Below are 18,925 nucleotides of genomic sequence, written 5' to 3' on the forward strand. Positions count from 1 at the left end.
CTGTGTCAGGGGGTAACTCGGGGGACAACTAGTGGGGCGCGGAGTGCCGGAACTCGTACTGGAATTGAACGGACAGACCTGGACACTTGATCCATCCAGGTCGTACAGCCTGGGGCGTGACCCGCAGGGCGACATGGTGCTGGACGACGCCAGGGTCTCCTGGCGACATGCCACGGTGCGCTGGGGTGGGCGCAGTTGGATCATTGAGGATCACGGTTCCACCAACGGCACCTATGTGCAGGGCCAGAGAATCCAACAGGTGGAAATCGGCCCTGGTTCGGCCGTCCATCTCGGCAATGCCACCGATGGCCCCCGGCTCAGCGTCTCCGGCGGAGGTGCCCCCTCGGGCGGTGCCCCCTCGATGGGTGTCGCGGGCGCGTACGGCCGGCAGGCGGCGATGGGCATGCCCCAGCAGGCTCACCAGGGTCAGCAGCCCCCCGCCCAGCAGCCACCGCCGCAGCCCGGCCCCGGCGGCTGGCCGCAGCAGGGCGGGCAGCCGCCCCAAGGGCAGCCCCAAGGGCAGCCCCAGGCGCAGCCGCAAGGGCAGCCCCAAGGCTGGCAGCAGCAGCCCCAGGCCCCGCACCAGCAGCAGCCGTTCATCCCGCAGCAGCAGGCGCCCCATCAGCCGCCGCAGCAGCAGGCCCCCCAGCCGCACCAGCAGCCGCAGCCTCAGGCCCCGCAGAGCAACCTCGCGCAGAGCGGTCCCGGCGCCGGCCCCTCCGGCACCGCGACCGCCCAGGGTGACCGAAGCCCGACCACCTTCCACCAGCTGGCCGCCGGCCGGGTGATGCGCATCGGCCGTGCGCTGGAGAACGACCTGGTCGTCTCCGATCTCCAGGTCTCGCGCCACCACGCCGAGTTCCAGGCGCTGCCCGACGGCCGCTTCGAGATACGTGACCTCGGCAGCCACAACGGCACCTATGTCAACGGTCAGCCGGTCCGGCAGCAGATCATCGGCCCCACCGACACCGTCGGCGTCGGTCACTCCACCTTCCGGCTGGTCGGCGACCGCCTCGAGGAGTTCGTCGACACCGGTGCGGTCTCCTTCTCGGCCCGCCATCTGACGGTGACGGTCGACGGCGGCAAGCAGATCCTCAAGGACGTCTCCTTCGGTGTCCCGGAGAAGTCCCTCGTCGCGGTCATCGGCCCGTCCGGCTCCGGTAAGTCCACGCTGCTCAAGGCGCTCACCGGCTACCGCCCGGCCAACCAGGGCGATGTCCTCTACGACAACCGGAACCTCTACAAGCAGTTCGCCGAGCTGCGTCAGCGCATCGGTCTGGTGCCCCAGGACGACATCCTCCACAAGGAGCTGACCGTCCAGAAGGCGCTGCGCTACGCCGCCAAGCTCCGCTTCCCCGGTGACACCGCCGAGGCCGAGCGCGAGGCCCGGATCGACGAGGTGCTGCGCGAGCTCAAGCTGGACATCCACCGGGAGAAGAAGGTCACCGCACTCTCCGGCGGTCAGCGCAAGCGGGTCTCGGTCGCGCTGGAGCTGCTCACCAAGCCGTCGCTGATCTTCCTGGACGAGCCGACCTCCGGTCTCGACCCGGGCATGGACCGCGATGTCATGCAGCTGCTGCGCGGTCTGGCCGACGACGGCCGTACGGTGCTGGTGGTCACCCACTCGGTGGCCGAGCTGGCGCTGTGCGACAAGCTCCTGGTGATGGCGCCGGGCGGTTCGGTCGCCTACTTCGGCCCGCCGGACGAGGCGCTCAACTTCTTCGGCTATGACACCTGGGCGGATGTCTTCTCGGCGTTCGAGAACTACCGCGACTACGACTGGGCGGGCCGCTGGCGCGGTTCGCAGCACTACCAGATGTACGCGGCGGACCTCGACTCCGTGGCCCCGCAGTCGGTGAACGTCCAGGCGCCACCGGCCCGGATGCAGAAGTCGCAGAGCTGGGGTTCGCAGCTGTGGACGCTGATCCGCCGCTATCTGTCGGTGATCGGCTCCGACAAGGGCTTCATGGGGCTGATGGTGATCCTGCCCGCCGTGCTGGGGGCCGTGAGCGTCGTCATCCCGGCGAAGTTCGGCCTCCAGATGGCCCCGAAGGGCAGTTTCAACCAGGCCGCCGGGACGGTGTTGCTGATCCTTGTGGTCGGCATGTGCTTCACCGGCGCGGCCAATTCCGTACGAGAACTGATCAAGGAACGGGTCATCTACGAACGGGAACGGGCGGTCGGCCTGTCCCGCTCCGCGTATCTGATGTCCAAGGTGATCGTGCTCGGTGTGATCACCGCGTGCCAGGGCGTCATCATCTCCGCCATCGGTCTCTCGACGCGCAAGATGCCCGAAGAGGGCCTGCTGATGCCGCCGGCCGCCGAGCTCTGCGTGGCGGTCATCGCGATCGGCTTCACCTCGATGATGGTGGGCCTGGTCATCTCGTCCCTGGTGAAGACCGCCGAGAAGACCATGCCGCTGCTGGTCATGTTCGCGATCGTCCAGGTGGTCTTCACCGGTGTGCTGTTCAAGATCTTCGGATCGCCGGGTGTGGAGCAGTTCGCCTGGCTGATGCCGTCCCGGTGGGCGATCGGCGCGGCCGGTGCCACGCTGGATCTGGGCCCGGGCGCCGGTCACATGATGGCGCCGTGGGACAGCAAGAAGCCCCTGGACACCGACCCGCTGTGGGAGCACACCACCACCCAGTGGGGCATCGACATGGTCGCGCTGATCGTCCTGGGCATCGTGTGCGGCATCGCGGTCGCACGGCTGCTGCGCCGCCATGAGCCGGAGGTCATGCGCAAGTAGCCGCCACGGCGGTCACGAGAACACGGCCACGAAAAACGGGGCTGGAAGACACAGCCACGAAAAGCATGGCTACGGAAAGGGCGATGGCACCCCTCGCACACAGGGGGTGCCGTCGCCCTTCGGCGTCGGAACGCCGGGTTCTGGACGGGCCCTTCGGGCTCAGTAGGGGCCGTTCACGTTGTCCATCGAGCCGTACCGGTCGGCGGCGTAGTTGCAGGCCGCGGTGATGTTCGCGACCGGGTCGTACGGGTCCCAGGAGGTGCCGTCGACGTGGTAGGCCTGGAAGGTCGGAGCTATTACCTGGAGCAGACCCTTGGAGGGCACGCCGTTCTGGGCGTTGATGTCCCAGTTGTTGATGGCGCGCGGGTTGCCGCCGGACTCCCGGATGATGTTGCGGTGGATGCCCTCGTAGGAGCCGGGGATGCCCTTCTCCTTCATGATGTCGAGGGACTCCCGGATCCAGCCGTCGAGGTTGTCCGGGTAGGTCTTCTTCTCGGCGGCGACCGTCTCGATACGCGTGGCGGAGCGGCTCGCGGCCTGCTTGGCGGCGCGCTCCTTGGCGGCCTTGGCCTCGGCGGCCTTCTTGGCGGCGGCCTCCTCAGCCGCCTTCTTGGCGGCGGCCTCTTCCGCGGCCTTCTTCGCGGCGGCCTCTTCCGCGGCCTTCTTGGCGGCGGCCTTCTTCGCGGCCTCGTCCTTGGCCTGCTTCGCGGCGAGGGCGGACTGCTTCGCCAGGGCCTCGTGGTGGGCCTGGGCGTCGGCCTTCTGAGAGGTGAGGGCGATCGGTTTGTTCGGCAGGTCCTGGGCCGTGGTCTTGGCGCCGGCGTCACCACCGGGGACGACGGCGAAGGCTATGGCGGCCGCGCCGGCGGCTGCGATTCCGGCGGCGGAGTACTTGTGCGTCTTGGTGAGACGGTTGTAACCGGGGATGTTGGGCAGGGGCATGGCGGAGTAGACCTCTTCCAATCGCTTGAGTCGCAGGCCAAATCGGCGCGCAGAGCGCCGTTCCTGGATCTACGGCGCCGTGCGACTGGGTGAAATTCTTAGCTGCCGCAAAAAGTTGTCGCAAAGGCGTGACATACGATGCTGCTTAGTGGATAAGTAGGCCGTTCATGCCCACGCGGACGGCCGTCATCCCCGCTCAGTCGCCTATGAAACGTCCACTAAGCACGTTCGTACGTGATTTAGGTCGTGTGTCCGGGCTCACATCGCGGAGCTTCTCATATTGCGCGCTGTGCCCACGCAAATGCTCAGGGTGTTTGTTTTTTCCACCCCTGTAACAGCCCCTTTGGGGGCCTCGTGTGCGCCGTTCGACCTAGGGCTCAGGTCTTATCAGGTGGCCGCCGACCGGCCGATATGCCCACCGGATGGCGGTGGGTACGGTAATGCCCATGACGAAAGGACGGGGCGGCGGAGCCGAGGCAGGGCTGAGCCGGGTGAGCGCGGCGCTGCTCGCCATGAGCCGACATCTGGAAGTCCGTGATGTCCTAAAGACCATCGTTGTGTCCGCCCGTGAGCTGCTCGATGCGGAGTATGCCGCTCTGGGGGTTCCGGATGATCACGGGGGTTTCGCCCAGTTCGTAGTAGATGGGGTCAGTGAGGAGCAGTGGAAGGCCATCGGGCCACTGCCGCGACAGCACGGCATTCTCGCCGCGATGCTCAAGGACGCCACTCCACAGCGACTCGCCGATGTGCGGCTGGATGCCCGTTTTGAGGGATGGCCATCGGCTCATCCCGTTATGTCGGATTTCTTGGGACTTCCCATTGCCGACGGCGATGAAGTCCTCGGCGCGGTATTCCTCGCCAACAAGCGATGCCCCAAGCCCGAGGGCGGCTGCGGTTTCACCGCCGAGGACGAGGAGCTGCTGTCCATCCTGGCCCAGCACGCCGCCATCGCCCTGACCAACGCCCGGCTCCACGAGCGCAGCCGCGAACTCACCATCGCGGGGGAGCGCGCCAGGCTCGCCCATGAGCTGCACGACGCGGTCTCCCAGAAGCTCTTCTCGCTGCGGCTGACCGCCCAGGCGGCCACGGCCCTGGTGGACCGCGACCCCGGCCGCGCCAAGGACGAGCTCCAGCAGATCGCGCTGCTCGCCGCCGAGGCCGCCGACGAGCTGCGCTCCGCCGTAGTGGAGCTGCGCCCCGCCGCCCTCGACGAGGACGGCCTCGTGGCGACCCTCAGGACCCAGGTGCAGGTGCTCGACCGGGCCCACTCCGCCCGTGTCACCTTCGCCTGCCACGGCGTACGGGCGCTGCCCGCCGCCCAGGAGGAGGCCGTGCTGCGGGTGGCCCAGGAGGCCCTGCACAACGCGCTGCGCCACGCCGACGCGCGGCAGGTGGACGTCACCCTCGCCCGGCACGGCCAGGGCGCCCGGCTCCGCGTCGCCGACGACGGCAGGGGATTCGACCCCTCGGCCGTACGGCGCGCCGGGCGCCACCTCGGGCTGGTGTCGATGCGGTACCGGGCCGGTGGTGTCGGCGGCGGTCTGACGGTGGAGTCGGCGCCCGGCAAGGGCACCGTGATCGAGATGGAGGTGCCCGGTGGCTGACCCGGGACGGATTCGGGTGCTGCTCGTCGACGACCACCAGGTGGTGCGGCGCGGCCTGCGGACCTTCCTCCAGGTCCAGGACGACATCGAGGTGGTCGGCGAGGCGTCGGACGGCGAGGAGGGCATCGCCCGCGCCGAGGAGCTGCGCCCCGACGTCGTCCTCATGGACGTGAAGATGCCCGGCCTGGACGGGATCGAGGCGCTGCGCACCCTGCGCGACCTCGACAACCCCGCCCGGGTGCTGGTGGTGACGAGCTTCACCGAGAAGCGCACCGTGGTCCCCGCCCTGCGCGCGGGCGCCGCGGGCTACGTCTACAAGGACGTGGACCCCGATGCGCTGGCCCGCGCCATCCGCTCCGTCCACTCCGGCCATGTGCTGCTCCAGCCCGAGGTGGCCCTCGCGCTGCTCTCCCAGGAGGACGGCGGCGGCCAGGGGCGCGGCGGGTCCCTCACCGAGCGTGAACGCGAGGTGCTGGCGCTGATCGCGGACGGCCGGTCCAATCGGGAGATCGCCCGTGCGCTGGTGCTGTCCGAAAAGACGGTGAAGACCCATGTGTCCAACATTCTTATGAAATTGGACCTCGCCGATCGCACCCAGGCCGCTCTATGGGCGGTACGGCACGGGATCGGAGCATGAACAGCGTTTCTCCGTGAAATCACACCAACGTGTGGCGATCACTCGAACAGCGCAACTCGCCATCGGCCGTGCCGTTCTTCACGGCGTACCGCGGCGGACCGCCGCGGTGATGCGTTGATGAATGAAGGGTCTTGAGAAGTGAAGAACATCAAGAGGTTCGCTGCACTCACGATCGTGGCCGGCGGACTCGCCGTCGCCGGTGCCGGTGTCGCCTCCGCCCAGGGCCCCCAGGCCGACGGTGGGGCGATGACTTCCCCGGGTGCCGTTTCCGGCAACAACATTCAGGCGCCCATCCACGTGCCCGTGAACGTCTGCAGCAACACCATCTCGGTCATCGGGGCCATGAACCCGGCGTTCGGCGTCCCCTGCGTGCGCTGACGACCCCCTGGCGGACATTCCGACGCACCACCGGCCGGTCCCGGAGGCACCCGCCTCCGGGACCGGCCCCATGACAGCCTCCGAGCCCCGATGACGGCCAGACATCAGACCGACCCGGGAAGTCCGGCGCCCGCAGTGGTCGGAGACCCGCGAAGACCAGCCCTCGCGAAGACCAGCCCCCGCGAAGACCAGAGACCGCGAACGTCAAAGACCCGCGAAGGTCAGAGGCCGCCCCGCTCCCGCTCCTCCACATACGCGTTGTACGCCGCCACCTGGGCCCTCCGGGACGTGCGCTCCACCGGCCGAAGCGCCTCGGCCCGCGCCGTGATCTCCGACGCGCTCACCGCCCCGCCGTGCTCCCGGCCGTCCCCGCCCGCCATATACGCGATGTCCACCAGCGCACCCACCCGCTGCGCCAGCTCCAGCACCCGTATGGCCCGCGGCGGATAGCCCGGGGCCAGCACCTCGCGCCCCCGCTCGGCCCGCGCCCGATACGCCTCCAGGGCCGCCTCGGCCACCGGGCCCGACCCGGCCACGTTCAGCCGGGAGAGCACCTCCGTGGCCTCCCGCAGCGCCTCCGCCAGCTCCCGCTCGGCCTCGCCCAGCGACGGCACATCAGCCGGCGGCGCCTCCCGCACCGTCTGACACCGCCACACCACCTCGATGTGCTGATCGCCCTCGGGCCCGGCCGCCGACACCTCGGGCACCAAACCGAGCGCCGCCCCGGTGGCGATCACCGCCTCGCCCGCGTCGAGCGCGTGGGCGTTGAACTCCGGCGGGCCGCTCAGCCCCAGGGGATGCCCCGCTATGGGCAGCGCCACCCGCAGCCCCTTGGTCCCGAGCGCCCGCAGCCGCCCCAGCGCCAAAGTGAGCCCCACCTGCCCGGACTCCCCCGGAAGCCCGGCTACCCGGTGCGACGCGTCCTCACCCGCGATGCGATGCGCCGCCTCATCGGGGGAGACAAGTCCGGCGAGAAGGGCATTTCCCCAAGCCGCGAGGCGCCCTGAACGTGGTTCATCGAGCATGGCACCAGCCTAAGGACTGCCACCGACAACGCGTGGCGTAGGTTTTCCTCAGGGGGCTGCGCCCACAGGCGCACGCACGACTCGAGACTGCAATGGGAGACAACGCGCTCATGAGCGAGGTTCTGGAGCTGCTGGACGTATCGGTGGTCCGCGATGGGCGGGCTCTGGTGGACGAGGTCTCCTGGTCGATCAAAGAAGGCGAGCGTTGGATCATCCTCGGGCCCAACGGCGCCGGCAAGACCACCCTCCTCAACCTCGCCTCCAGCTATCTCTTCCCGAGCACCGGAACCGCCCGGATCCTCGGCGAGCAACTCGGCCGCGTCGACGTCTTCGAGCTGCGCCCCCGCGTCGGCATGGCGGGCATCGCCATGGCCGAGAAACTGCCGCGCCGCCAGACCGTCCTCGAGACCGTCCTCACCGCCGCGTACGGCATGACGGCCCACTGGCAGGAGGACTACGACGCGGTCGACGAGACCCGCGCCCGCGCCTTCCTCGACCGCCTCGGCATGACCAAGTACCTCGACCGGAGGTTCGGCACCCTCTCCGAGGGCGAGCGCAAGCGCACCCTCATCGCCCGCGCCATGATGACCGACCCCGAGCTGCTGCTCCTCGACGAGCCCGCGGCCGGACTCGACCTCGGTGGCCGCGAGGACCTCGTCCGCCGCCTCGGACGGCTCGCCCGCGACCCGCTCGCCCCGTCGATGATCATGGTGACACATCATGTCGAGGAAATCCCCCCCGGCTTCACCCATGTTCTGATGATCCGCCAGGGAAAGGTGCTCACCGCGGGCCCGGTCGAGACCGAACTGACCTCCCGCAACCTCTCCCGCTGCTTCGGACTCCCGCTGGTCGTCGAGCGCAACGGCGACCGCTGGACCGCCCAGGGCCTGCCGCTGACCTGATGTCCGCCCCGTGCGCCCACCGTGCCACCGGCAGGTGATCCGCGCACTGTCCCCGGCGACTTGGGACAACTACCATGAGCATGTGGATCCGTGGGTGTGGTGGCTGATCGCCGCCGTAGGACTGGGCATCCCGCTCGTGCTGACCGCGATGCCCGAATTCGGGATGGTCGCGGTCGGCGCCGTGGCCGGTGCCATCACCGACGCGCTCGGCGGCGGCATCGTGCTTCAAGTCGTCGTCTTCTGCGCGGTCTCCGTGGCATTGGTCGCCGTCGTACGCCCGATGGCGGTCCGCAGCCGCCGTCAGCAGCCCGAGCTGCGCAGCGGCGTCGAGGCGCTGAAAGGCCGCCAGGCCGTCGTCCTCGAGCGCGTCGACGACGGCGGTGGCGGCCGGATCAAGCTCGCGGGCGAGGTGTGGTCCGCGCGCTCGCTCGACCCCGACCAGGCTTACGAACCAGGGCAGCAGGTCGACGTGGTGGACATCGACGGTGCGACGGCCGTCGTCATGTAGACGCCGTACCGGAGTGTCCTACCAAGAGTTGAGGGCGCCCCGGTTGAGCTGCGGAGTCGACCATCGATCTGACAGACTCCACCCTCGGGAACCGCCAGACTTGATCATCCCGACCATCCGAATCGCCGCATGAAGGGCACGGGGAGCCGCTGTGGAACCGATCATCATCGTCCTGATCATCCTGGTGGTGCTGGTCTTCATCGCACTGATCAAGACGATCCAGGTCATTCCACAGGCCAGTGCCGCCATCGTGGAGCGCTTCGGACGCTACACACGCACCCTCAACGCGGGCCTGAACATCGTCGTCCCGTTCATCGACTCGATCCGCAACCGCGTCGACCTCCGTGAACAGGTCGTGCCCTTCCCCCCGCAGCCGGTGATCACCCAGGACAACCTGGTGGTGAACATCGACACCGTCATCTACTACCAGGTGACCGACGCCCGCGCCGCCACCTACGAAGTGGCCAGCTACATCCAGGCGATCGAGCAGCTGACCGTCACCACCCTGCGGAACATCATCGGTGGCATGGACCTCGAGCGCACCCTGACCTCCCGCGAGGAGATCAACGCGGCGCTGCGCGGCGTCCTCGACGAGGCCACCGGCAAATGGGGCATCCGGGTCAACCGCGTCGAGCTCAAGGCCATCGAGCCGCCCACCTCCATCCAGGACTCGATGGAGAAGCAGATGCGAGCCGACCGTGACAAGCGCGCCGCGATCCTCCAGGCCGAAGGTGTCCGGCAGTCCGAGATCCTGCGCGCCGAGGGTGAGAAGCAGTCCGCGATCCTGCGGGCCGAGGGTGAGTCCAAGGCCGCCGCGCTGCGCGCCGAGGGCGAGGCCCAGGCGATCCGCACGGTCTTCGAGTCCATCCACGCCGGAGACCCGGACCAGAAGCTGCTCTCGTACCAGTACCTCCAGATGCTGCCGAAGATCGCCGAGGGCGACGCCAACAAGCTCTGGATCGTGCCCAGCGAGATCGGCGACGCCCTCAAGGGCCTCGGTGGGGCCATGGGCAACTTCGGCCCGTTGACCGGCGGCGGAAACGGCGGCGGCACCCCCAGCGGCACCGGTAAGGAGCCGACCCCGCGCCGCGAACAGCCCACGATCGACTGAACGGACGGCGGCGGGGCGGCCCCTCAGCGCCTTCGCCAGCGGATGGTACTCAGGCAGGCAGCGCCAGCCACTCCGGCAGACCGTCCCGCTCCGCCGCCCCCAGCGCCAGCAGCAACGCATCCGAAGGCGTCGGCTCGAACGGCGCCTTGAGCAGCCGCATCCCGGCCTGCTCCGGAGTCCGGTCCGCCTTACGGTGGTTGTCCTCGGCACATGAGGCGACCGTATTCAGCCAGGTGTCCCCGCCCCCGCGCGACCGCGGCACCACATGGTCCACGGTCGTCGCCCGGCGGCCGCAGTACGCGCACCGGTGCTGGTCCCGGACCAGCACCCCGCGCCGCGACCACGGCGCACGTCTTCGGAACGGCACCCGTACGTAACGGCACAGCCGGATCACCCGCGGCAGCGGCAGATCGACCTCCGCGGCCCGCACCCGCAGCCCCGGGTGGGCGTGTTCGACGACGGCCTTGTCCTGGAGGACCAGCACCACGGCGCGCCGCAGCGTGACCGTCGCCAGCGGCTCGAAGCTCGCGTTCAGAACCAGCGTCTCGCGCATCCCGACCACCCCCGCATCCCGGTGTCCCGGTCCCGTGCCGGAGATCGGCGGGACCGGGATCAACTCTGGCCGGGAGCCTGGCCGAGAACAACGCAATTTCGCCGCGTCAGCGCGCGGCCGGCACCTCGTACTCCCCGATCAACTGGGCCCGCCCCAGCGTGTGGAACCGCAGATTGAAGCCGACCACCGCGGGCGAGGCGTCCGCGTCCGGGCCCAGCTTCTCGGCGTCCACCGCGTAGACGGTGAACACATAGCGGTGCGGACCGTCCCCGGGCGGCGGCGCGGCCCCGCCGAAGTCACGGGTCCCATAGTCGTTGCGCGCCTGTACGGCACCCTCGGGCAGGCCGGTGAAGCCACCGCTGCCCGCACCCGCCGGAAGCTCGGTGACCGTGGCCGGGATGTCGAACACCACCCAGTGCCAGAACCCGCTGCCCGTCGGCGCGTCCGGGTCGAAGCAGGTGACGGCGAAACTCTTGGTCTCCTCCGGGAAACCCTCCCAGCGCAGCTGCGGAGAGGTGTTCCCCTCCGCCTGCACCTGGGCGGATTTGAGCGTGCCGCCCGGTGCCACATCGTCGCTCACCACCGTGAACGACGGCACCGGCGGATGGAAGTCGTGGGGGAGCGGGGCCCGGTTCTGCTCGGACACGTCGAGAACCTCCTCGAAGTCGCAGTGGATCATCTCCGCGGCCAGCCTAACGAGACCGGTACCCGGCGGGCTGGCACCATGGCGCCCATGACCGGCCCCACCCTCGCCCTCCACCTACGCCTCGACGGCGTGACGGACAAGGACGGCTTCCTCGCCCGCTGCGCCCGGGACCTGCGCTTTCCCGACTGGTACGGGCGTAACTGGGATGCCCTCGCCGACTGCGTCACCGATCTGTCCTGGTGGGCCGAGGGCGGCGAGCCCAGCGGTTGTCTGCTGGACATCCAGGGCTGGCCGGCCTTCCGCGACGCGGACCCCGACGCCGCCGCGATCGCGGCCGACATCCTGGCCGACGCGGAGGAGTACTGGGCGGCGCGGGGACGGCCCCTGGTGGTCCGCTACGACGACGGCCCCTGACCGCATGGGAACGGTCCCTGACACACGCACGCGGGGCGTGCGCCGAGCTGCCCTCGGTGCACGCCCCGCGCGGAAGCCCGGTCCGGGGAGGGGGAACCTCAGAACCAGTTGCGCTTGCCGCCGACCTGGGCGAGCCACTGGTTCAGATACGCTGCCCAGTCGGTGTCCTGGAAGGTGGCCAGGTTCATCGTGAACGACCGGTAAGTGTCACTGCCCTCGGAGAACAGCCCCGGCTTCTTGTCCATCTCCAGCACCACGTCCATCTCGCGGTCGTCCGCGACGAAGGACAACTCCACCTGGTTCAGGCCCCGGTACTGCTCCGGCGCGTAGAACTCGATCTCCTGGTAGAAGGGCAGCCGCTGGCGGGTGCCACGGATGTGCCCGCGCTCCAGGTCGGCGCTCTTGAACCGGAAGCCGAGGGCGCCGAAGGCGTCCAGGATCGCCTGCTGGGCGGGGAGCGGATGCACATTGACCGGGTCCAGGTCGCCCGAGTCCACCGCGCGCGCGATCGCCAGCTCGGTGGTCACCCCCACGTTCATGCCGGACAGATGGCGGCCCATGAACATGGTGATCGGGGTCTCCCACGGAATCTCCAGGCCGAACTGCACCGCGTGCACCGCGCCCGGCTGCACCTCGAACGCACCGCCCAGCCGCTGCCGGGTGAACTCCACGTCCTGCTTGTACTCCTGGTCGTTGCCCTCCACCTCGACCCGCGCCTGCAGGCCGACCGAGAGCCCCTCGATCTGCTGCGCGACCGAGCCGCCCTGGATCCGGACCTCGCCCTGCACAATGCCGCCCGGGACGACGTTCTCCTCGGTCAACACCGTCTCCACCGAAGCGCCACCGGCACCCATACTCGCGAGCAGCTTCTTGAAGCCCATGTTCTCCCTTTCAAGGACGCGACTGCGTCTTGACTCGATCGCATTCGATCACTGTTGACACCTAGAAACGCGAAACAGCCGTGGACGGTTCCGCGGGCTCATACCCTTCCAGCGGACCGGTGCCGCCTCCAACCACCGGTTCATATCTGTTCCACTACGCTCGGGGCGCGTGACAGCAGGACCTGACCGCACCCCCCTCGCCCGTGCCTTCTTCGACCGGCCCGTCCTCGAGGTCGCCCCCGACCTCCTGGGGCGCGTCCTGGTCCGGCGGACCCCGGACGGACCGATCGAATTGCGCCTGACCGAGGTCGAGGCGTACGCGGGCCCGGCGGACCCCGGCTCGCACGCCTACCGTGGCCGCACCGAGCGCAACGCCGTGATGTTCGGCCCCCCGGGTCATGCGTATGTCTACTTCACCTATGGCATGTGGCACTGCCTCAACCTGGTCTGCGGACCGGAGGGCCACCCCAGCGGGGTGCTGCTGCGCGCGGGCGAGGTGCTGCACGGCCATGAGTGGGCCCATCAGCGCAGGCCGAAGGCGCGCAACGACCATGAGCTGGCCAGGGGCCCGGCCCGGCTGGCCACGGCCCTGGGCGTGGACCGCAGACAGGACGGCAGCGATGTGTGCGGGGGCCCCGACGCCCCGCTCGCCATACTCACCGGCCACCCGGCCCGGCCCGAGCAGGTGCTCAGCGGTCCGCGCACCGGTGTGGGCGGCGAGGGCGCAACCCACCCCTGGCGCTTCTGGATCGACGGCGACCCCTCGGTGAGCCCCTACCGGGCCCACTCCCCGCGTCGCCGGAATTCGACGCGCCGTCAGGTCGGAACTTGACTCTGCTGGCCGGGACGCCTAACGTAGCCCGAGCCGCTTGAGATGGGCAGCGCTGTCGTCACGATCCCAGGATCGAGTCACCGCGGCCTCGGAGCGGCCAACCACTACGACGATTCCCGAACAGGGTTCTGTTTCGCTGCGCGAAATCACGGCCCGGGGCTCCGATTAGGAGCCGGGCGGGAAATTCGCTAAAGTAGTGGACACGCCGGAAGGCGCGAAAGACCCCGCTCCAGCAGGGGGCCGGAAACGGAATTCGGATCGGAAACGACCGGAAATCGGATCTGGTAAGGTTGGAAACACCGAAGGGAAGCGCCCGGAGAAGCCGGTGAAATGGTTTCGAAGGAAGCGTCCGTTCCTTGAGAACTCAACAGCGTGCTAAAAGTCAACGCCAGATATGTTGATACCCCGTCCATTTTGGGCGAGGTTCCTTTGAAGAAAAAACACAGCGAGGACGCTGTGGACGGGCCGGGTTATTCCTCCGGTTCCGTTCCGCTCTCGTGATGTGTTGCCGGGATAGCCCGGAAGCATTCACGGAGAGTTTGATCCTGGCTCAGGACGAACGCTGGCGGCGTGCTTAACACATGCAAGTCGAACGATGAACCGGTTTCGGCCGGGGATTAGTGGCGAACGGGTGAGTAACACGTGGGCAATCTGCCCTGCACTCTGGGACAAGCCCTGGAAACGGGGTCTAATACCGGATATGACTGCCGGCCGCATGGTCTGGTGGTGGAAAGCTCCGGCGGTGCAGGATGAGCCCGCGGCCTATCAGCTTGTTGGTGGGGTGATGGCCTACCAAGGCGACGACGGGTAGCCGGCCTGAGAGGGCGACCGGCCACACTGGGACTGAGACACGGCCCAGACTCCTACGGGAGGCAGCAGTGGGGAATATTGCACAATGGGCGCAAGCCTGATGCAGCGACGCCGCGTGAGGGATGACGGCCTTCGGGTTGTAAACCTCTTTCAGCAGGGAAGAAGCGCAAGTGACGGTACCTGCAGAAGAAGCGCCGGCTAACTACGTGCCAGCAGCCGCGGTAATACGTAGGGCGCAAGCGTTGTCCGGAATTATTGGGCGTAAAGAGCTCGTAGGCGGCTTGTCGCGTCGGATGTGAAAGCCCGGGGCTTAACCCCGGGTCTGCATTCGATACGGGCAGGCTAGAGTTCGGTAGGGGAGATCGGAATTCCTGGTGTAGCGGTGAAATGCGCAGATATCAGGAGGAACACCGGTGGCGAAGGCGGATCTCTGGGCCGATACTGACGCTGAGGAGCGAAAGCGTGGGGAGCGAACAGGATTAGATACCCTGGTAGTCCACGCCGTAAACGTTGGGAACTAGGTGTGGGCGACATTCCACGTTGTCCGTGCCGCAGCTAACGCATTAAGTTCCCCGCCTGGGGAGTACGGCCGCAAGGCTAAAACTCAAAGGAATTGACGGGGGCCCGCACAAGCGGCGGAGCATGTGGCTTAATTCGACGCAACGCGAAGAACCTTACCAAGGCTTGACATACGCCGGAAAACCCTGGAGACAGGGTCCCCCTTGTGGTCGGTGTACAGGTGGTGCATGGCTGTCGTCAGCTCGTGTCGTGAGATGTTGGGTTAAGTCCCGCAACGAGCGCAACCCTTGTTCTGTGTTGCCAGCATGCCTTTCGGGGTGATGGGGACTCACAGGAGACTGCCGGGGTCAACTCGGAGGAAGGTGGGGACGACGTCAAGTCATCATGCCCCTTATGTCTTGGGCTGCACACGTGCTACAATGGCCGGTACAATGAGCTGCGAAGCCGTGAGGTGGAGCGAATCTCAAAAAGCCGGTCTCAGTTCGGATTGGGGTCTGCAACTCGACCCCATGAAGTCGGAGTCGCTAGTAATCGCAGATCAGCATTGCTGCGGTGAATACGTTCCCGGGCCTTGTACACACCGCCCGTCACGTCACGAAAGTCGGTAACACCCGAAGCCGGTGGCCCAATCCTTGTGGAGGGAGCCGTCGAAGGTGGGACTGGCGATTGGGACGAAGTCGTAACAAGGTAGCCGTACCGGAAGGTGCGGCTGGATCACCTCCTTTCTAAGGAGCGCATAGCCGACTGCAGGCAAGTGTCCTGCACGGTTGCTCATGGGTGGAACGTTGACTATTCGGCATTGTTTTGGATGTTTCTTCTGTTAGTACTGCTTCGGCGTGGAACACAGGGTAAGCGGACAGGCGATGTCGGGCACGCTGTTGGGTGTCTGAGGGAATGAATCCCTCGACAGGCCGGAGTCCATGTAGGTGGTGGACGACTGGTCGTTGCTTGAGAACTGCACAGTGGACGCGAGCATCTGTGGCCAAGTTTTTAAGGGCGCACGGTGGATGCCTTGGCACCAGGAACCGATGAAGGACGTGGGAGGCCGCGATAGGCCCCGGGGAGCTGTCAACCGAGCTTTGATCCGGGGGTGTCCGAATGGGGAAACCCGGCAGTCGTCATGGGCTGTCACCCATACCTGAACACATAGGGTATGTGGAGGGAACGCGGGGAAGTGAAACATCTCAGTACCCGCAGGAAGAGAAAACAACCGTGATTCCGGGAGTAGTGGCGAGCGAAACTGGATGAGGCTAAACCGTATGTGTGTGATACCCGGCAGGGGTTGCGCGTACGGGGTTGTGGGTTCGTACTTCAGTCGTCTGCCGGCGGCTGGGTGAGTCAGAAATTGTTGATGTAGGCGAAGGGCATGCGAAAGGCCCGGCGTAGAGGGTAAGACCCCCGTAGCTGAAATGTCAGCAACTTGCTTGTGCGATACCCAAGTAGCACGGGGCCCGAGAAATCCCGTGTGAATCTGGCGGGACCACCCGCTAAGCCTAAATATTCCCTGGTGACCGATAGCGGATAGTACCGTGAGGGAATGGTGAAAAGTACCGCGGGAGCGGAGTGAAATAGTACCTGAAACCGTGTGCCTACAAGCCGTGGGAGCGTCGCCGTGTTCTTTGGAGCACGGTCGTGACTGCGTGCCTTTTGAAGAATGAGCCTGCGAGTTTGCGGTGTGTTGCGAGGTTAACCCGTGTGGGGAAGCCGTAGCGAAAGCGAGTCCGAATAGGGCGGTTTAGTAGCGCGCTCAAGACCCGAAGCGGAGTGATCTAGCCATGGGCAGGTTGAAGCGGAGGTAAGACTTCGTGGAGGACCGAACCCACCAGGGTTGAAAACCTGGGGGATGACCTGTGGTTAGGGGTGAAAGGCCAATCAAACTCCGTGATAGCTGGTTCTCCCCGAAATGCATTTAGGTGCAGCGTCGTGTGTTTCTTGCCGGAGGTAGAGCACTGGATAGGCGATGGGCCCTACCGGGTTACTGACCTTAGCCAAACTCCGAATGCCGGTAAGTGAGAGCGCGGCAGTGAGACTGTGGGGGATAAGCTCCATGGTCGAGAGGGAAACAGCCCAGAGCATCGACTAAGGCCCCTAAGCGTACGCTAAGTGGGAAAGGATGTGGAGTCGCAGAGACAACCAGGAGGTTGGCTTAGAAGCAGCCATCCTTGAAAGAGTGCGTAATAGCTCACTGGTCAAGTGATTCCGCGCCGACAATGTAGCGGGGCTCAAGCGTACCGCCGAAGTCGTGTCATTGCAGCATGTGGTCCAACGGCCGCTGTGATGGGTAGGGGAGCGTCGTGTGCCGGGTGAAGCAGCCGTGTAAGCGAGTTGTGGATGGTTCACGAGTGAGAATGCAGGCATGAGTAGCGATACACACGTGGGAAACGTGTGCGCCGATTGACTAAGGGTTCCTGGGTCAAGCTGATCTGCCCAGGGTAAGTCGGGACCTAAGGCGAGGCCGACAGGCGTAGTCGATGGACAACCGGTTGATATTCCGGTACCCGCTTTGAAGCGTCAACGCTGAATCAGGCGATGCTAAGTCCGTGAAGCCGTCCTGGATCCTTCGGGTGAAGGGGAGTGGTGGAGCCGACGAACCAGACTTGTAGTAGGTGAGTGATGGGGTGACGCAGGAAGGTAGTCCAGCCCGGGCGGTGGTTGTCCCGGGGTAAGGGTGTAGGACGCAAGGTAGGTAAATCCGCCTTGCATGTGTCTGAGACCTGATGCCGAGCCGATTGTGGTGAAGTGGATGATCCTATGCTGTCGAGAAAAGCCTCTAGCGAGTTTCATGGCGGCCCGTACCCTAAACCGACTCAGGTGGTCAGGTAGAGAATACCGAGGCGTTCGGGTGAACTATGGTTAAGGAACTCGGCAAAATGCCCCCGTAACTTCGGGAGAAGGGGGGCCATTGCTGGTGATGGGACTTTGCTCCTTGAGCTGGTGGTGGCCGCAGAGACCAGCGAGAAGCGACTGTTTACTAAAAACACAGGTCCGTGCGAAGCCGTAAGGCGATGTATACGGACTGACGCCTGCCCGGTGCTGGAACGTTAAGGGGACCGGTTAGTGGGGTTTTGGCTCCGCGAAGCTGAGAACTTAAGCGCCAGTAAACGGCGGTGGTAACTATAACCATCCTAAGGTAGCGAAATTCCTTGTCGGGTAAGTTCCGACCTGCACGAATGGCGTAACGACTTCTCGACTGTCTCAACCATAGGCCCGGTGAAATTGCATTACGAGTAAAGATGCTCGTTTCGCGCAGCAGGACGGAAAGACCCCGGGACCTTTACTATAGCTTGATATTGGTGTTCGGTTCGGCTTGTGTAGGATAGGTGGGAGACTGTGAAGCATTGACGCCAGTTAGTGTGGAGTCGTTGTTGAAATACCACTCTGGTCGTGCTGGATGTCTAACCTGGGTCCGTGATCCGGATCAGGGACAGTGTCTGGTGGGTAGTTTAACTGGGGCGGTTGCCTCCTAAAGGGTAACGGAGGCGCCCAAAGGTTCCCTCAGCCTGGTTGGCAATCAGGTGTTGAGTGTAAGTGCACAAGGGAGCTTGACTGTGAGACCGACGGGTCGAGCAGGGACGAAAGTCGGGACTAGTGATCCGGCGGTGGCTTGTGGAAGCGCCGTCGCTCAACGGATAAAAGGTACCCCGGGGATAACAGGCTGATCTTCCCCAAGAGTCCATATCGACGGGATGGTTTGGCACCTCGATGTCGGCTCGTCGCATCCTGGGGCTGGAGTCGGTCCCAAGGGTTGGGCTGTTCGCCCATTAAAGCGGTACGCGAGCTGGGTTTAGAACGTCGTGAGACAGTTCGGTCCCTATCCGCTGTGCGCGTAGGAGTCTTGAGAAGGGCTGTCCCTAGTACGAGAGGACCGGGACGGACGAACCTCTGGTGTGCCAGTTGTTCTGCCAAGGGCATGGCTGGTTGGCTACGTTCGGGAGGGATAACCGCTGAAAGCATCTAAGCGGGAAGCCTGCTTCGAGATGAGGGCTCCCACCCACTTGATGGGTTAAGGCTCCCAGTAGACGACTGGGTTGATAGGCCAGATATGGAAGCCGGGTGACCGGTGGAGTTGACTGGTACTAATAGGCCGAGGGCTTGTCCTCAGATGCTCGCGTCCACTGTGTGGTTCCCGGGTTGCGAACAGTCGCACCGGTGAATCAGTTCCACTTTACTTAATTGAAGAGTGTGCTTGTTCGCTAGAACCCGATAGGGTTTCGGTGGTCATTGCGTTAGGGAAACGCCCGGTTACATTCCGAACCCGGAAGCTAAGCCTTTCAGCGCCGATGGTACTGCAGGGGGGACCCTGTGGGAGAGTAGGACGCCGCCGAACAATCTTTGAAGGACCCTTGGTCCCAGCGTGCATGCTGGGACCAAGGGTCCTTTTGTTTTTGCTGGGCCCCCATCGGCATGACCGGTG

14 protein-coding genes and 3 rRNA genes are annotated in these 18,925 nt (G+C 65.9%); 12 read left to right on the plus strand and 5 right to left on the minus strand.

The window, feature by feature from the left end; all coding sequences use genetic code 11:
• Positions 1–43 precede the first annotated feature (43 nt).
• Positions 44–2,749 (plus strand): FHA domain-containing protein, encoded by a 2,706-nt coding sequence (locus ACMTAK_RS37630; RefSeq protein WP_461773829.1) that lies wholly within the window; start codon positions 44–46, stop codon positions 2,747–2,749.
• A gap of 159 nt (positions 2,750–2,908) precedes the next feature.
• On the opposite strand, the gene ACMTAK_RS37635 is transcribed toward ACMTAK_RS37630, so the two are convergent.
• A complete protein-coding gene (locus ACMTAK_RS37635; protein ID WP_413810290.1) occupies positions 2,909–3,691 on the minus strand; it encodes a transglycosylase SLT domain-containing protein in 783 nt (260 codons plus the stop codon).
• A gap of 446 nt (positions 3,692–4,137) precedes the next feature.
• On the opposite strand from ACMTAK_RS37635, the gene ACMTAK_RS37640 reads away from it, so the two are divergent.
• From ACMTAK_RS37640 to ACMTAK_RS37650, 3 genes are all read left to right on the plus strand, one after another.
• Positions 4,138–5,295, plus strand: a complete 1,158-nt coding sequence (locus ACMTAK_RS37640) for a GAF domain-containing sensor histidine kinase (protein WP_413810291.1) — start codon at positions 4,138–4,140, stop codon at positions 5,293–5,295.
• Positions 5,288–5,932, plus strand: coding sequence for a response regulator (locus ACMTAK_RS37645; RefSeq protein ID WP_413810292.1), 645 nt, complete (start codon positions 5,288–5,290; stop codon positions 5,930–5,932). The genes ACMTAK_RS37640 and ACMTAK_RS37645 overlap by 8 nt, the downstream gene beginning before the upstream one ends.
• 138 nt (positions 5,933–6,070) lie before the next feature.
• Positions 6,071–6,310 (plus strand): chaplin, encoded by a 240-nt coding sequence (locus ACMTAK_RS37650; RefSeq protein WP_413810293.1) that lies wholly within the window; start codon positions 6,071–6,073, stop codon positions 6,308–6,310.
• 221 nt (positions 6,311–6,531) lie between these two features.
• Here the strand turns inward: ACMTAK_RS37650 and ACMTAK_RS37655 are convergent, their stop codons facing one another.
• Positions 6,532–7,335 (minus strand): hypothetical protein, encoded by an 804-nt coding sequence (locus ACMTAK_RS37655; protein WP_413810294.1) that lies wholly within the window; start codon positions 7,333–7,335, stop codon positions 6,532–6,534.
• Positions 7,336–7,445: 110 nt separating this feature from the next.
• Between ACMTAK_RS37655 and ACMTAK_RS37660 the strand changes: the two genes are divergently transcribed.
• The 3 genes from ACMTAK_RS37660 (at position 7,446) to ACMTAK_RS37670 (ending at position 9,856) form a co-directional block, all read left to right on the plus strand.
• Complete coding sequence (locus ACMTAK_RS37660; protein ID WP_413810295.1) at positions 7,446–8,237, plus strand: ABC transporter ATP-binding protein; 792 nt, start codon at positions 7,446–7,448, stop codon at positions 8,235–8,237.
• An 82-nt stretch (positions 8,238–8,319) separates the two neighbouring features.
• Positions 8,320–8,745, plus strand: a complete 426-nt coding sequence (locus ACMTAK_RS37665) for an NfeD family protein (RefSeq protein WP_413810296.1) — start codon at positions 8,320–8,322, stop codon at positions 8,743–8,745.
• Positions 8,746–8,896: 151 nt separating this feature from the next.
• Positions 8,897–9,856 carry an SPFH domain-containing protein gene (locus ACMTAK_RS37670; RefSeq protein ID WP_413810297.1) on the plus strand — a complete coding sequence of 320 codons (960 nt, stop codon included), beginning with the start codon at positions 8,897–8,899 and terminating at the stop codon, positions 9,854–9,856.
• A gap of 49 nt (positions 9,857–9,905) precedes the next feature.
• Here ACMTAK_RS37670 and ACMTAK_RS37675 read toward each other — a convergent pair whose 3' ends face one another.
• Both ACMTAK_RS37675 and ACMTAK_RS37680 read right to left on the minus strand, forming a co-directional pair.
• Positions 9,906–10,409: an HNH endonuclease gene (locus ACMTAK_RS37675; protein ID WP_413810298.1), complete on the minus strand. Its 504-nt coding sequence runs from the start codon at positions 10,407–10,409 to the stop codon at positions 9,906–9,908.
• A gap of 106 nt (positions 10,410–10,515) precedes the next feature.
• Positions 10,516–11,055: a YbhB/YbcL family Raf kinase inhibitor-like protein gene (locus tag ACMTAK_RS37680; protein ID WP_413810299.1), complete on the minus strand. Its 540-nt coding sequence runs from the start codon at positions 11,053–11,055 to the stop codon at positions 10,516–10,518.
• Positions 11,056–11,142: 87 nt separating this feature from the next.
• Here ACMTAK_RS37680 and ACMTAK_RS37685 point away from each other — a divergent pair, with 87 nt between their 5' ends.
• Positions 11,143–11,469 (plus strand): barstar family protein, encoded by a 327-nt coding sequence (locus tag ACMTAK_RS37685; RefSeq protein ID WP_413810300.1) that lies wholly within the window; start codon positions 11,143–11,145, stop codon positions 11,467–11,469.
• Positions 11,470–11,567: 98 nt separating this feature from the next.
• Here ACMTAK_RS37685 and ACMTAK_RS37690 read toward each other — a convergent pair whose 3' ends face one another.
• Positions 11,568–12,350: a sporulation protein gene (locus ACMTAK_RS37690; RefSeq protein WP_413810301.1), complete on the minus strand. Its 783-nt coding sequence runs from the start codon at positions 12,348–12,350 to the stop codon at positions 11,568–11,570.
• A gap of 169 nt (positions 12,351–12,519) precedes the next feature.
• Between ACMTAK_RS37690 and ACMTAK_RS37695 the strand changes: the two genes are divergently transcribed.
• The 4 genes from ACMTAK_RS37695 (at position 12,520) to rrf (ending at position 18,838) form a co-directional block, all read left to right on the plus strand.
• On the plus strand, positions 12,520–13,182 hold the full coding sequence (locus ACMTAK_RS37695) for a DNA-3-methyladenine glycosylase (RefSeq protein WP_413810302.1): 663 nt from the start codon (positions 12,520–12,522) through the stop codon (positions 13,180–13,182).
• Positions 13,183–13,709: 527 nt separating this feature from the next.
• Positions 13,710–15,236 (plus strand): 16S ribosomal RNA (locus ACMTAK_RS37700).
• A 255-nt stretch (positions 15,237–15,491) separates the two neighbouring features.
• Positions 15,492–18,611 (plus strand): 23S ribosomal RNA (locus tag ACMTAK_RS37705).
• A gap of 110 nt (positions 18,612–18,721) precedes the next feature.
• Positions 18,722–18,838 (plus strand): 5S ribosomal RNA (gene rrf, locus ACMTAK_RS37710).
• The 16S, 23S and 5S rRNA genes sit together here, the layout of an rRNA operon.
• Positions 18,839–18,925: the final 87 nt, after the last annotated feature.

It is taken from the genome of Streptomyces lacaronensis, assembly GCF_047337785.1.
In the GTDB taxonomy this organism is placed as follows: domain Bacteria; phylum Actinomycetota; class Actinomycetes; order Streptomycetales; family Streptomycetaceae; genus Streptomyces; species Streptomyces lycopersici.

What these genes read in the sequence shown, in the direction of transcription:
- ACMTAK_RS37635 (WP_413810290.1), bottom strand. Translation starts at nt 3,691, where the DNA reads ATGCCCCTGCCCAACATCCCCGGTTACAACCGTCTCACCAAGACGCAC.
- ACMTAK_RS37640 (WP_413810291.1), top strand. Translation starts at nt 4,138, where the DNA reads ATGACGAAAGGACGGGGCGGCGGAGCCGAGGCAGGGCTGAGCCGGGTG.
- ACMTAK_RS37655 (WP_413810294.1), bottom strand. Translation starts at nt 7,335, where the DNA reads ATGCTCGATGAACCACGTTCAGGGCGCCTCGCGGCTTGGGGAAATGCC.
- ACMTAK_RS37660 (WP_413810295.1), top strand. Translation starts at nt 7,446, where the DNA reads ATGAGCGAGGTTCTGGAGCTGCTGGACGTATCGGTGGTCCGCGATGGG.
- ACMTAK_RS37675 (WP_413810298.1), bottom strand. Translation starts at nt 10,409, where the DNA reads ATGCGCGAGACGCTGGTTCTGAACGCGAGCTTCGAGCCGCTGGCGACG.
- ACMTAK_RS37685 (WP_413810300.1), top strand. Translation starts at nt 11,143, where the DNA reads ATGACCGGCCCCACCCTCGCCCTCCACCTACGCCTCGACGGCGTGACG.
- ACMTAK_RS37690 (WP_413810301.1), bottom strand. Translation starts at nt 12,350, where the DNA reads ATGGGCTTCAAGAAGCTGCTCGCGAGTATGGGTGCCGGTGGCGCTTCG.